This window comes from Streptomyces sp. NBC_01410 (genome assembly GCF_045040195.1).
GTDB lineage: Bacteria > Actinomycetota > Actinomycetes > Streptomycetales > Streptomycetaceae > Streptomyces.
The window spans coordinates 927,658-941,195 of the sequence record NZ_CP109530.1 but is presented as its reverse complement, the minus strand read 5'-3'; the positions used below and the strand labels follow the sequence as shown (position 1 = coordinate 941,195).

General features: G+C 70.8%; 11 protein-coding genes. 9 read left to right on the top strand and 2 right to left on the bottom strand.

Going from position 1 to position 13,538, the window contains the following annotated elements; translation table 11 throughout:
• The first annotated feature begins 2 nt into the window (after positions 1-2).
• Entirely contained in the window at positions 3-1,505 is a 1,503-nt protein-coding gene (locus tag OG741_RS04345) for an acyl-CoA synthetase (protein ID WP_405595316.1), read from the top strand.
• A 16-nt stretch (positions 1,506-1,521) separates the two neighbouring features.
• Here the strand turns inward: OG741_RS04345 and paaK are convergent, their stop codons facing one another.
• Positions 1,522-2,814 (bottom strand): phenylacetate--CoA ligase PaaK, encoded by a 1,293-nt coding sequence (paaK, locus tag OG741_RS04340; RefSeq protein WP_405595314.1) that lies wholly within the window; start codon positions 2,812-2,814, stop codon positions 1,522-1,524.
• 221 nt (positions 2,815-3,035) lie between these two features.
• Between paaK and OG741_RS04335 the strand changes: the two genes are divergently transcribed.
• A complete protein-coding gene (locus OG741_RS04335) occupies positions 3,036-3,569 on the top strand; it encodes a VOC family protein (RefSeq protein ID WP_405595313.1) in 534 nt (177 codons plus the stop codon).
• Positions 3,570-3,603: 34 nt separating this feature from the next.
• On the opposite strand, the gene OG741_RS04330 is transcribed toward OG741_RS04335, so the two are convergent.
• Positions 3,604-5,226, bottom strand: a complete 1,623-nt coding sequence (locus tag OG741_RS04330) for an acyl-CoA synthetase (protein ID WP_405595312.1) — start codon at positions 5,224-5,226, stop codon at positions 3,604-3,606.
• Positions 5,227-5,392: 166 nt separating this feature from the next.
• Here OG741_RS04330 and OG741_RS04325 point away from each other — a divergent pair, with 166 nt between their 5' ends.
• The 7 genes from OG741_RS04325 (at position 5,393) to OG741_RS04295 (ending at position 13,530) form a co-directional block, all read left to right on the top strand.
• Positions 5,393-6,202 carry a crotonase/enoyl-CoA hydratase family protein gene (locus tag OG741_RS04325; protein WP_405595310.1) on the top strand — a complete coding sequence of 270 codons (810 nt, stop codon included), beginning with the start codon at positions 5,393-5,395 and terminating at the stop codon, positions 6,200-6,202.
• A gap of 232 nt (positions 6,203-6,434) precedes the next feature.
• Positions 6,435-7,394, top strand: a complete 960-nt coding sequence (locus OG741_RS04320; protein ID WP_405595307.1) for a Zn-ribbon domain-containing OB-fold protein — start codon at positions 6,435-6,437, stop codon at positions 7,392-7,394.
• Complete coding sequence (locus tag OG741_RS04315; protein WP_405595304.1) at positions 7,394-8,455, top strand: thiolase domain-containing protein; 1,062 nt, start codon at positions 7,394-7,396, stop codon at positions 8,453-8,455. Before OG741_RS04320 ends, OG741_RS04315 begins: the two co-directional genes overlap by 1 nt.
• A complete protein-coding gene (locus OG741_RS04310; RefSeq protein ID WP_405595302.1) occupies positions 8,448-9,614 on the top strand; it encodes a thiolase domain-containing protein in 1,167 nt (388 codons plus the stop codon). The genes OG741_RS04315 and OG741_RS04310 overlap by 8 nt, the downstream gene beginning before the upstream one ends.
• Before the next feature lie 117 nt (positions 9,615-9,731).
• Positions 9,732-9,974, top strand: coding sequence for a DUF397 domain-containing protein (locus OG741_RS04305; protein ID WP_266485060.1), 243 nt, complete (start codon positions 9,732-9,734; stop codon positions 9,972-9,974).
• Positions 9,975-10,112: 138 nt separating this feature from the next.
• Positions 10,113-10,457, top strand: a complete 345-nt coding sequence (locus tag OG741_RS04300) for a hypothetical protein (protein WP_405595300.1) — start codon at positions 10,113-10,115, stop codon at positions 10,455-10,457.
• A gap of 145 nt (positions 10,458-10,602) precedes the next feature.
• Complete coding sequence (locus OG741_RS04295) at positions 10,603-13,530, top strand: ATP-binding protein (RefSeq protein ID WP_405595298.1); 2,928 nt, start codon at positions 10,603-10,605, stop codon at positions 13,528-13,530.
• Positions 13,531-13,538 lie beyond the last annotated feature (8 nt).

Here is a 13,538-nt window from a genome sequence, read left to right as displayed (position 1 = left end):
CCATGACAGCTGTACGCAGCAACACAGTCGACTCCGTCGTACGGAGCACCGCGAAGCGCACCCCCGACCGCACCGCCCTGCGCTACGCGGACCGGACCTGGAGCTACGCGGAACTCGACGCCGCCGTCACCACGGCGGCGGCCGTCCTCACCGGCCACGGCCTGCGCACGGGGGACCGGGTCGCCTCCTTTGGCCACAACTCCGACGCGTATCTCATCGGCTTCCTCGGCTGCGCACGCGCGGGACTCGTCCATGTCCCGGTCAACCAGAACCTCACCGGCGACGATCTCGCCTACATCGTCGAGCAGTCGGGCAGCGCCCTCGTCCTCGCCGACCCGGATCTCGCGCCCCGGCTGCCGGGCGGACTGCCCGTCAGGCCCCTGCGCGACGCGGACGGCTCGCTGCTGGCCGAGCTGCGTACACCCCGCGACTTCACCCCGGAGCGGCAGCCCGGGACCGAAGACCTGGTCCAGCTGCTCTACACCTCGGGCACCACCGCCCAGCCCAAGGGCGCGATGATGACCCACCGGGCGCTCGTCCACGAGTACGTCAGCGCCATCACCGCCCTCGATCTGAGCGAGAGCGACCGGCCGCTGCACTCGCTGCCGCTCTACCACTCCGCCCAGATGCATGTGTTTCTGCTTCCGTATCTCGCGGTCGGCGCCGAGAACACCATCCTGGACGGCCCGGACGCGGAGAAGATCTTCGACCCCGTCGAAGCGGGCCGCGCCGACAGTCTCTTCGCGCCGCCCACCGTGTGGATCGGCCTCTCCAACCACCCGGACTTCGCGACGCGCGACCTCAGCGGACTGCGCAAGGCCTACTACGGCGCTTCGATCATGCCGTTGCCCGTGCTCGAAAAGCTCCGCGAGCGCCTGCCGGAGCTGGGCTTCTACAACTGCTTCGGACAGAGCGAGATCGGCCCGCTCGCCACCGTGCTGCGCCCGGACGAACACGAGGGCCGGATGGACTCCTGCGGCCGTCCGGTCCTGTTCGTCGAGGCGAAGGTCGTCGACGAGGAAGGCAAGGAAGTCGCCGACGGCACCGCGGGTGAGGTCGTCTACCGCTCGCCGCAGCTGTGCGAGGGGTACTGGGACAAGCCCGAGGAGAGCGAAGCGGCGTTCCGCGACGGCTGGTTCCGCTCCGGCGACCTGGCGGTGCGGGATGCCCAGGGGTACTTCACCGTCGTCGACCGGGTGAAGGACGTCATCAACTCCGGGGGAGTGCTGGTGGCTTCACGCCAGGTCGAGGACGCCCTCTACACCCACCCCGCCGTCGCCGAGACCGCCGTCATCGGCCTGCCCGACGAGCGCTGGATCGAGGCCGTCACCGCCGTCGTGGTGGCGCGCGGCGAGGTCACCGAGGACGAACTCATCAACCACGCACGCGAGAAGCTCGCCCACTTCAAGGCCCCCAAGAAGGTCCTGTTCGTGGACGAGCTGCCGCGCAACGCCAGCGGGAAGATCCTCAAGCGGGAGCTCCGGGACCGCTTCGCTTCCGCCTGACCGACTGCCGCAGGACCTACTTCTGCCTGAGGTCCACGATCCGCTTGATCTTGCCCACCGACCGTTCCAGGGTCTCGGGGTCCACCACATCGACCGCGACCGACACCCCGACGCCGTCCTTTACTGCCGCGGCGATCGCCCGCCCGGCGGCCTCCCGCTGCTCGGGCGTGGCCTCGGCGCGCGCCTCCGCACGTACCGTGAGCGCGTCGAGGCGGCCCTCGCGGGTCAGCCGCAGCTGGAAGTGCGGCGCGACATGCGGCGTACGCAGCACGATCTCCTCGATCTGGGTCGGGAAGAGATTCACCCCGCGCAGGATCACCATGTCGTCGCTGCGCCCGGTCACCTTCTCCATCCGCCGGAAGACCCGGGCAGTACCGGGCAGCAGCCGTGTCAGGTCCCGGGTCCGGTAGCGGATCACGGGCATGGCCTCCTTGGTGAGCGAAGTGAAGACCAGCTCGCCGTGCTCCCCGTCCGGCAGCACCTCACCGGTGAGCGGATCGACCACCTCCGGATAGAAGTGGTCCTCCCAGACGTGCAGCCCGTCCTTGGTCTCCACGCACTCCTGCGCCACGCCGGGCCCGATGACCTCGGACAGTCCGTATATGTCGACGGCGTCGATCGCGAACCGCTCCTCGATCTCGCGCCGCATCTCCTCGGTCCACGGCTCGGCGCCGAAGATGCCGACCTTGAGCGACGTCGTACGAGGATCGACGCACTGCCGTTCGAACTCGTCCAGGATCGTCAGCATGTACGACGGCGTCACCATGATGATCTCGGGGCGGAAGTCCGTGATGAGCTGCACCTGGCGGGCGGTCATGCCCCCGGAGGCCGGAATCACCGTGCAGCCCAGCCGCTCCGCGCCGTAGTGCGCGCCGAGGCCGCCCGTGAAGAGCCCGTATCCGTACGCCACATGGACCTTGTGGCCCGGGCGGCCGCCGGCCGCGCGGATCGAGCGGGCCACCACGTCCGCCCAGGTGTCCAGATCGCGCTCGGTGTAGCCGACGACGGTCGGACGGCCCGTCGTCCCGCTGGAGGCATGGATGCGGCGCACCTGGGACTGGTCCACCGCGAACATCCCGAAGGGGTAGTTGTCCCGCAGATCGGTCTTGGCGGTGAAGGGGAAGCGGCCGAGATCGGCGAGCGTACGGCAGTCCTCGGGGCGCAGGCCCGCCTTGTCGAAGGACTGCCGGTAGAAGCCGACGTTCTCGTACGCATGGCGCAAGGTGGCCCGCAGCCGCTCCAGCTGCAGCGCCTCGAGCTCCTCGCGACTCAGCCGCTCCGCCGCGTCCAGCAGGTCCGCTTCCGTCATACGGATTACTCCTGTCCCGAACCGGACGACCGATCATTCGGTCGTGCTGTTCCTGGATCAGTAATCCACCTCTCCCGGTCCCTGGCAAGGGGGTGATCCACGCAATCGCGTCCGCGACGACCGCTTCCGGGTGCCCCTCCGGCGCGCTGAGTGGCGCTTGACGGGGGAAGATGCTGGATAGAAGTTGAAACCTGCAAACAACCTCCGAGAAGGAGTCCGTGATGCCCCAGCCCGAGGGTGCCGAGCTCGACGCCGTCCTTGCCCGACAGGAAGAGCTGCGGCAGCTCTATCTGCGCCCCATAGAGGAACGGCCCCCGACCACGGCGCGCGGCATCCACCATGTGGCCTTCATCTGCCGCGACGTCGAGGAGACCATCCGCTTCTACCAGGAGTTCCTGGGCTTCCCGCTGGTCGAGATAGTGGAGAACCGCGACTACCGCGGCTCCACCCACTTCTTCTTCGACATCGGCCACGGCAATCTGCTCGGCTTCTTCGACTTCCCCGGCCATGAGCACCAGCCGATCAAGGAGACGATCGGCGGCGTACAGCATCTGGCCCTGTCCGTGGGCGCGGCGGAGTTCGATGCGGCCCGCAAGGCGCTGGACGAGTCGAAGACCGAGTATCTCGGGCCCGACCGAGGGGTCGAGGACAGCCTCTACATCCGCGACCCGAATGGCGTGCCGCTGGAGCTGTACCGGGAGCGGCTCGGCGTCTTCAACGGCGAGCGCATCCTCGCGACGGCGGGCGCCGACTGAGCGTGCCCTGTGGCTCCGCGTGCCCGGGATGCCTTCAGAGGCCGACCGCCTCCGCCGCGACCGTGCGGGCCCAGCGGTAGTCCGCCTTGCCGCTCGGTGAGCGCTGGATCTCCGGCGCGATCACCAGCTGCCGCGGGATCTTGTAGCCGGCCAGCCGGGTGCGGCAGTGCGACTGGATGTCGTCCAGGGTCGGCGCGAGCGCGCCGCTGCGCAGCTGCACCACGGCCGCGACATGGTTGCCCCACCTGCTGTCCGGCACACCCGCGACCAGCGCGTCGTACACATCCGGATGGGACTTGAGCGCCTGCTCGACCTCTTCCGGATAGACCTTCTCGCCGCCGGTGTTGATGCACTGCGAGCCCCGGCCGAGGACGGTGACGATGCCCTCCTCGTCGACCGTGGCCATGTCGCCGAGCAGGACCCAGCGCTCCTCGCCCCGCTGGAAGAAGGTCTCGGCGGTCTTCTTCGGGTCGTTGTAGTAGCCGAGCGGGACGTGCCCGCGCTGGGCGATGCGGCCCGGCTCGCCCGGCTTCACCGGCTCGTACGTCACCGGGTCGACCACCGCCGTACGGGCGTTGACCCGCAGCCTGAAGCCCCTCTCAGGGCCGGAGTCCTCGGTGGCGGTGCCGTTGAAGCCGGACTCGGACGAGCCGAAGTTGTTCAGCAGCATCACATTCGGCGCGAGCGCGGTGAACTGGGCGCGCACCGTCTCGGACATGATCGCGCCGGACGACGACACGCTGAACACCGAGGAGAGGTCGGTGCCCTTCATCGAGCCGTTCAGCGCGTCGATCAGCGGCCGCAGCATCGCGTCGCCGACCAGCGACACGCTGGTGACCTTCTCCTTCGCGATCGTACGCAGCACCTCCACCGGCACGAACTTGCGGTGGATGACGATCCGCTGGCCGAAGTTGAACCCGATGAACGCGGTCAGCGTCGACGTGCCGTGCATCAGCGGGGGAGTCGGGAAGAAGGTGATGCCGTCGCCGCCCGCGGCCACCCGCTCGGCGAGCTCCTCGGGCGAGGAGACGGACTCCCCGGTCGGCGCGCCGCCGCCCAGGCCGGAGAAGAACAGGTCCTCCTGACGCCACATCACGCCCTTGGGCATTCCCGTGGTGCCGCCGGTGTAGATGATGAACAGGTCGTCTGCGGAGCGCTGCGCGAAGCCGCGCTCCGGTGACGCGGCCGCCTCGGCCTCGGTGAAGGGGACTGTGTCCAGCTGCGGCGCACCGTCCGGGGGTGTGCCCACCCGTACCAGATGCCGGAGCTTGTCCGTCTGCGGCAGCGCGGTCGCGACCCGCTGCGTGAACTCCGCGTCGAAGACGAGCGCCGCGAGATCCGCGTCCCGGTAGAGATAGACCAACTCCTCCTCGACATACCGGTAGTTGACATTGACCGGTACGACCCGGGCCTTGAGGCAGCCGAGCACGGACTGGAGATATTCGACGCCGTTGTAGAGGTGCAGGCCGAGATGTTCGCCGGGCCTGAGGCCGGCGTCGATGAGGTGGTGCGCGACACGGTTGGCCGCCGCGTCCAGTTCCGCGTAGCTGAGCCGGCGCTCCGCGCCCGTGCCGGGATGGTCGATGTACACAAGCGCCTCGCGGTCGGGGACCACGTCGACGACCGACTCGAACAGGTCGGCAAGGTTGTACTCCACCGTTCCTCCTGACCCCGGCGAACTTCGGCCCGGCGGTCATTAGAGCGCCGGTGGGCGCAACTGGGAAGAGCTGCCGCAGAAGAAATCTGACTGACTGTCAGAAAACTATTGAACTGGACCCCGGCCTCCTGCAACCTGTTCTAGGTCTTGAGACGGAGGTCCGCACATGGAACGACGTGGTGGTACCGAACACCTCACCGTGGAGCGCCAAGGCGCCACGCTGGTGCTCACCCTGAACAGGCCCGAGGCCAAGAACGCGCTCTCGCTCCCGATGCTGGTCGGCCTGTACGACGGCTGGCTGGAGGCGGACGAGGACGACGAGATCCGCTCCGTCGTACTGACCGGAGCCTCAGGCTCCTTCTGCGCCGGAATGGATCTGAAGGCTCTTGCGGGCAAAGGCATGGAAGGAGAGCAGTACCGGGACCGGCTCAAGGCCGACCCCGACCTGCACTGGAAGGCGATGCTGCGCCACCACCGCCCGCGCAAACCGGTGATCGCCGCCGTGGAGGGGTACTGCGTGGCCGGAGGGACCGAGATCCTCCAGGGCACGGACATCCGGGTCGCGGGCGAGAGCGCCACCTTCGGCCTCTTCGAGGTCAAGCGCGGCCTCTTCCCGATCGGCGGCTCGACCGTACGGCTCCAGCGCCAGATCCCGCGCACGCACGCGCTGGAAATGCTGCTCACCGGCCGCCCCTACAGTGCGGCCGAGGCAAGGGACATCGGGCTCGTCGGCCATGTCGTCCCCGACACGACCGCGCTGGAGAAGGCGCTCGCCATCGCCGAACAGATCAACGCGTGCGGGCCGCTCGCCGTGGAGGCGGTGAAGGCGTCGGTCTACGAGACGGCGGAGATGACGGAGACGGAGGGGCTGGCGGCGGAACTGGCGCGGGGGTGGCCGGTGTTCGACACGGCGGACGCGAAGGAGGGGGCGCGGGCGTTCGCGGAGAAGAGGGCGCCGGTGTATCGGCGGGGGTGAGTTTTCCCCGCCCCGCCCTTTCCCGTAACCGGGGGCGCTGCCCCCGGACCCCCGCTCCTCAAACGCCGGAGGGGCTGAATTATTCAGCCCGTCCGGCGTTTGAGGACATGCGGCCGAAGGTCGCATACGGGGTTCGGGGCGGAGCCCTGATTCGGGAAGGGGCGGGGTGGGGTGAAGCCCGCCGCAGGCGCCCCGGCCGCACCCAACCCGACCCCCAGAAGAAGGAGCCCCCATGTCCCCCACCCCCGCCCCGCACCTCCTCGCCGCCCCCCTCATCGTCGAGTTCCCCTTCACCCGTTCCCTCGGCCCCGTCCAGTCCGCCTTCCTCACCGGGCTGCGCGAGCGCACAGTCCTCGGGGTGAAGGCCGCCGACGGCACCGTGCTCGTGCCGCCCGTCGAGTACGACCCCGTCACCGCCGAGGAGATACGCGACCTCGTCGAGGTCGCAGACACCGGCACCGTCACCACCTGGGCCTGGAATCCTGCCCCGCGCCGCGACCAGCCGCTGGCCGCACCCTTCGCCTGGGTGCTCGTCCGGCTCGACGGAGCCGACACCTCGCTCCTCCATGTCCTCGATGCCCCCGGCCCCGAGGCCGTACGCACCGGCATGCGCGTCCGTGTCCGCTGGGCCGGGGAGCGCACCGGAGCGATCACCGACATCGCCTGCTTCGAGCCGTACGACAGCGAACCCATCACCCAACCGACCGCACACAGCGGTGAGTTCGCCGAGGCCGTGACCGGCATCGTCGCTCCCGCCCGGCTGGATTACACCTACTCTCCCGGCCGCGCCCAGTCCGCGTACATCAACGCACTGGCCGGACGCAGGACCGTCGGCGAGCGCTGCCCCCAGTGCCGCAAGGTGTACGTCCCGCCCCGCGGCGCCTGCCCCACCTGCGGGGTCGCCACCGACGAACAGGTCGAGGTCGGCCCACGCGGCACCGTCACCACGTACTGCATCGTCAACATCAAGGCGAAGAACCTCGACATCGAAGTGCCGTACGTCTACGCCCACATCGCCCTCGACGGAGCCGACCTCGCACTCCACGGCCGTATCGGTGGAATTCCCTACGACCAGGTGCGCATGGGCCTGCGCGTCGAACCCGTGTGGACGGACGGCAGCCGCCACCCCGACCACTACCGGCCCACCGGTGAGCCCGACGCCGACTACGACGCCTACAAGGAGCTCCTGTGATGCGATACGCCAGGGACGTGGCCATCGTCGCCTTCGCGCAGAGCGACCACACGCGGCGCAGCGACGAGCTCTCCGAGGTCGAGATGGTGATGCCGGTCCTGCACGAGGTGCTGCGTCAGACAGGCCTGCAGACCAGCGACATCGGCTTCACCTGCTCGGGTTCCAGCGACTATCTCGCCGGCCGGGCCTTCTCCTTCACCATGACCCTCGACGGCGTCGGCGCATGGCCGCCGATCTCCGAGTCCCATGTGGAGATGGACGGCGCCTGGGCGCTCTACGAGGCCTGGGTGAAGCTGCTCACCGGCGAGGCCGACACCGCGCTCGTCTACGCGTACGGCAAATCGTCGCCCGGTGAGGTCCGCGATGTGCTGACCCGGCAGCTCGACCCGTACTACCTCGCCCCGCTCTGGCCCGACTCGGTGGCGCTCGCCGCGCTCCAGGCGCAGGCCCTGATCGACGCGGGACTCGCCGACGAACCCGCCCTGGCGGGGATAGCCGCCCGCAGCCGCGCCGCCGCCACGGACAACCCGCACGCCCAGCTGAAGGGTTCGATCCCGTCGGGAGAGTACGTCGTCCAGCCGCTGCGGACCGGGGACTGCCCGCCGGTCGGCGACGGCGTGGCCGCCGTGATCCTCGCCGCCGGCGTGCGAGCCCGGGAGCTGTGCGAACGCCCCGCCTGGATCCGTGGCATCGACCACCGCATCGAGGCCCACAGTCTCGGCGTCCGCGATCTCACGGACTCGCCCTCCACCTGGCTCGCCGCCCAACGGGCCGGCGCCTTCGAGCGGCCCGTCGACACCGCCGAACTGCATGCCCCCTTCAGCTCGCAGGAAGTCGTCCTGCGCCGGGCCCTCAACCTCGACGACAGGGTGAGGGTCAACCCGTCCGGCGGAGCCCTCGCCGCCAACCCGGTCATGGCCGCGGGCCTCATCAGGCTCGGCGAGGCCGCCGCCCGTATCCACCGCGGCGAGTCCGACCGGGCCCTCGCCCACGCCACCTCAGGCCCCTGCCTCCAGCAGAACCTCGTCGCCGTACTCGAAGGAGATGCCTCCGATGCCTAAGGAGCCCGTGGCCGTCGTCGGCATCGGCCAGACGAAGCATGTCGCCGCCCGCCGGGACGTCTCTCTCGCGGGCCTCGTCCGGGAAGCGGCGGGGCGGGCCCTGGACGACGCGGAGCTGACCTGGGCGGACATCGACGCCGTCGTCATCGGCAAGGCTCCCGACTTCTTCGAGGGCCTGATGATGCCGGAGCTGTATCTGGCCGACGCGCTCGGCGCGGTCGGCAAGCCGATGCTGCGCGTCCACACCGCGGGCTCGGTCGGCGGCTCCACCGCGCTGGTCGCCTCGAACCTGGTGGCATCGCGCGTGCACGGCACCGTCCTGACCCTCGCCTTCGAGAAGCAGTCCGAATCCAACGCCATGTGGGGCCTGTCCCTGCCGATCCCGTTCCAGCAGCCCCTGCTGGCGGGCGCGGGCGGCTTCTTCGCCCCGCACGTCCGGGCGTACATGCGCCGCACCGGCGCCCCTGACACGGTCGGCTCCCTCGTCGCCTACAAGGACCGCCGCAACGCCCTGAAGAATCCGTACGCCCATCTCCACGAGCACGGCATCACCCTGGAGAAGGTCCAGGCGTCCCCGATGCTGTGGGACCCGATCCGCTACTCGGAGACCTGCCCGTCGTCCGACGGCGCGTGCGCGATGATCCTCACGGACCGTGCGGGCGCCGCTCGTTCACCGCGGCCGCCCGCGTGGATGCACGGCGGTGCGATGCGCAGCGAGCCCACCATGTTCGCGGGCAAGGACTTCGTGTCACCCCAGGCGGGCAAGGACTGCGCCGCCGATGTCTACCGGCAGGCGGGCATCGCCGATCCGCGCAGGGAGATCGACGCGGTGGAGATGTACGTCCCGTTTTCCTGGTACGAGCCGATGTGGCTGGAGAACCTGGGCTTCGCCGCCGAGGGCGAGGGCTGGAAGCTCACCGAGTCCGGGGTCACCGAACTCGACGGCGATCTGCCCGTCAACCCGTCCGGCGGGGTGCTGTCCACCAACCCCATCGGGGCCTCCGGCATGATCCGCTTCGCCGAGGCGGCCCTCCAGGTGCGCGGCCGGGCGGGCGAGCACCAGGTGGAGGGGGCTCGCAGAGCACTGGGGCACGCCTATGGCGGCGGGGCACAGTTCTTCTCCATGTGGCTGGTCGGCGCCGAACCGCCCGCCACCTGACCGCCGGGCGCCGGACGCATCACCGAGGACAGGCCGCGGTCCTGCTTCCGTGGCCTGTCCCGGGCCGGAGACGATCGCTAGTCTGAGGCGCGGAGACGACCCGGGAGGAGCACGGACGTGGCCGAGAGCACGACCACCACGCAGAGGTTTTCGGGCTGGGACAAGCCGGAACTGGATCTCAGCAACGCCGACTGGCAGTCCAGCAGTCAGGGAACGGGAGACGTCCAGATCGCCTTCGTCGAGGGCTTCATCGCGATGCGCAATGGCGGCCGGCCGGAGAGCCCGTCGCTCATCTTCACTCCTGCCGAGTGGCGCGCCTTCGTCCTGAACGCCCGCGAGGGGGAGTTCGACCTCACCTAGGACTCCGCTGCCCCCGGGACGCAGTTGATCCGGGACTGAACACGCGGCGGGCGTTTCCCGTATCACTCTGCGCACCCCCGAATGCGGGGTGCGCAGAGTTCCCGCGAGGATTCCGTTCCGAGACCGTGAGGACAGCCCATGAACGACTCCGTCACTCCTCCCCTCCAGGCCCTCCCGGACGGGGAGGCCGAACTCCGCCTGGTCGTCCGCCTGCAGTGGGAAGATCTCGCGGCACTCGGGCAGGAGGCGAGCCGGCTGGCCGCCCAGATGCAGCGCCCGGTGAGCCTGGACGAGGCCGCCAGCCATCGGCTGCGTACACGGTCGGCGGGTCACGCGAGGCCCGCGGAGCGGAGCCAGGTCGCCGCGCCCTCCTCCGTGTCGTCGCTGACCGGTCGCACCCCGGGTGAGCACGCACGGCAGGCGATAGAGCAGATCAACGGTGCGGCCGCACCCGGGATGGGTTCCACCCAGACGTCGGCCTGACGTGACCACCGGGGATTCGCATAAACGCATTTGTCAAGGCTGCTCCCCCCGTGGCCTCGCGGGCGTACCCTGAGGTGCCTTGAGGACGTCCGTCCGGCAGCCCCTTCATCGCGCCGGGCGTACGCCCCGGCCGTGGGGGTGCACCATGACGCGACGCGCCGGCAGAACCAGGCGTCGACTCTACGAGCGTGAAGCCGAACTGGCTGCCGTGGACGAGGCGTTGGGCGAGCTGACGGGCCTCAGCACGGACGACCTGGACCCGCCCGAGCGCCCGGGCGGTGCTCTGCTCGCCTTCGCGGGCCACGCCGGCCTCGGCAAGACGACCCTGCTCACCGAGGTGCGCCGCCGTGCCGCGGCGAAGGGCTGCACCATCCTCTCCGCCCGCGGCGGCGACCAGGAGCAGCAGGTCGCCTTCCATGTCGCACGCCAGCTGCTCCAGCCCCAGCTCGCCGGTTCGTCGGACGCCGCCCTGCGGCTCCGGCTGGGGAGTTGGTACGCGATCGTGGGACCCGCACTCGGCCTGTGCACCGCCGAGGCGGGCGCCCCGCCCGACCCCCAGGGCCTGCGTGACGGCCTCGACTGGGTCCTCACCCATCTCGCCGTCCAGCGTGCCCCGGTCGTTCTCGTACTCGACGACGCCCACTGGGCGGACCCGGAGTCGCTGAGCTGGCTCGCCGCCTTCGCGCCCCGGGCCGAACAGCTGCCCATGCTGCTCGTCGTCGCCTACCGTCCCGAGGAACTGCCCGACCACGCACGGCAGTTCCGCGGTCTTCCCGGCCGGGCCGGACAGCGCCCCATCGACCTCGAACCGCTCACGGCGCCCGCCGTGGGCCGACTGGTGCGCGAACAGCTCGGCGCACACGCCGACGACGCCTTCTGCCGCGAATGCTGGGCCGTCACCGCGGGCAACCCCTTCGAGGCCGTCGAACTCACCGCCAAGATCAGCGACCGCGGACTCGAACCCAACGAGTCGGGCGCCCACCTCCTGCGCGATCTGGCAACCGCCGTCAAGGGCAGCGGACTGATCGCCCGCCTCGAACGCCTCGGCACCTCCAGCGTGCGCCTCGCCTGGGCCGGCGCCGTACTCGGCACCGAGATCCGGCCCGACCTCGCTGCCGACGTCGCCGGCCTCGGCAGGGAAGAGGCCGCCGACGCCGTCGAGCGGCTGCGCGACGCCCGTATCCTCACCGGTCCCCAGGCCGCCGACGGCACTCTCGAATTCGTCCACCCGCTGATCGCCACCGCCGTCTACCGGGCCATCCCCGACGCCGTACGCGTCGCACTGCACGGCCAGGCCGCCTGGTCCGTCGTCGACGCCGGACTCGGTTCCACGGCCGCGGCCCGCCATCTCATGGAGACCCACCCCGAGGGCGACCCGTGGGTGGTCCACCATCTGCGCCAGGCCGCGCGCGAGACGCTGCGCGCCGGAGCCCCCGACGCCGCCCGCCGTCATCTCGCCCGCGCCCTGCGCGAACCCCCGGCCTATGACGACCGGGCAGCCGTCCTGTACGAACTGGGCTGCGCGTCGCTGCTCACCGAGCCCGCCACCACCGTCAACCACCTGCGCGCCGCCCTCGAAGAGCCCGTCGCCGACCCGGCCCTGCGCCAGGGCATCGTCTACCGGCTCTCCCAGGTACTGGCGCACTCCGACCGCCTCGGCGAAGCCTCCGACACCCTCGCCCGCGAGGCCCGCCTCAGCAGCGATCCGCGCACCCGGCTGCGGATGCAGTCCGAGAAGTTCATGTGGGACGCCTTCCGCGCCGACGAGCCCGACTCGCCCGCCCGCTCCCGACGCCTGGCCCGGCTCGCCGACCGGCTCACCGGGCGCGACCTCACCGAGCGGTACATCATCGGGCTGCGCGCCTGGGACGCCATGCTGCGCGCCGAACCGGCGGGCGTCGCGCTGGCCCACGCCGAACGGGCTCTGGAGGGCGGCCTCAGCTGGGCCGTCGAGGACCGCGGCTTCGAGGTCCCCGTGCTGGTCGCGCTCACCTTCATGTACGGCGACCGGCCGGGCCGCGCCGAGGAGCTCTTCGCCGCCGGGACCGCGGAGTTCGAGCGCCAGGGCTGGCGCGGCGCCCATCTCTCCTTCGCCTACACCCTGCTCGCGTACATACGCTTCCGGCGCGGGCGTCTCGCGGAGGCGGAGGACTTCGTACGGGCCGGGCTGCGGCTCGCCGAACGTGTCGGGCCGCGCACCCCCGTCGAGTGGTACGCGCTGGGCACCCTCGTCGAGGTCCTGCTGGCCAGAGGGCGTGCGGACGAGGCGGTACAGGTCGCCGAGGACCACGACTTCGGCGAACCCTTCCCCGCGGCCGTGACCTTCCCCGATTCCCAGACCGTGTACGGCGAGCTCCTGCTGGCTCGCGGCCGTACCAAAGAAGCGGCCGTCGAACTCGCCGCGGCGGGCAGGCGGCTCGACCCGCGCGGAATGCGCAATCCCGCCTGGTGCCCCTGGCAGCTCCATCTCGCCCTCGCCGAGGTGCACGACGCGCCGGAGCGGGCCCGCGCGACCGCCCTGGAGGCGGTGCAGCGCGCCCGCCGCTTCGCCACCGCCTCCGTCGTCGGCCAGGCCCTGCGGGTGGCCGCCGAAGTCTGCGGCGGCACCGAAAGGACCGCCTTCCTCGAAGAGGCGGTCACCCATCTGGAGCGCTCACCGGCCGCCTACGAACTCGCCCGGGCTCTCGTCGACCTCGGCGCGCAGCTGCGCCGCACGGGCCGCTCGAAGGACGCCGCCGAGTATCTCTACCGAGGCTTGGAGGCCGCCGGACAGTGCGGCGCCGACGGGCTCGCCGACACCGCCCGCGACGAGCTGGCGGCGGCCGGCTTGCGCCCGCGCAGATTGCGTGCCATCGAAACCGACGCGCTGACCACCCGCGAGCGGACGGCCGCCGTCCTCACCGCCCAGGGCCGCGACAGGGCGTCCGTCGCCGTCGCCCTCCACGTCGACGAGCAGACCGTGACCAGGCTGCTCTCGGCCGTCTACCGCAAGGCGGGCACCGACGAGGCGGGCCTGGCGGACGCCATCGGCAAGGGCCCGGCCGAGGGGCTGGACGGCGGCCGTGGACGGTGACCGGCGGC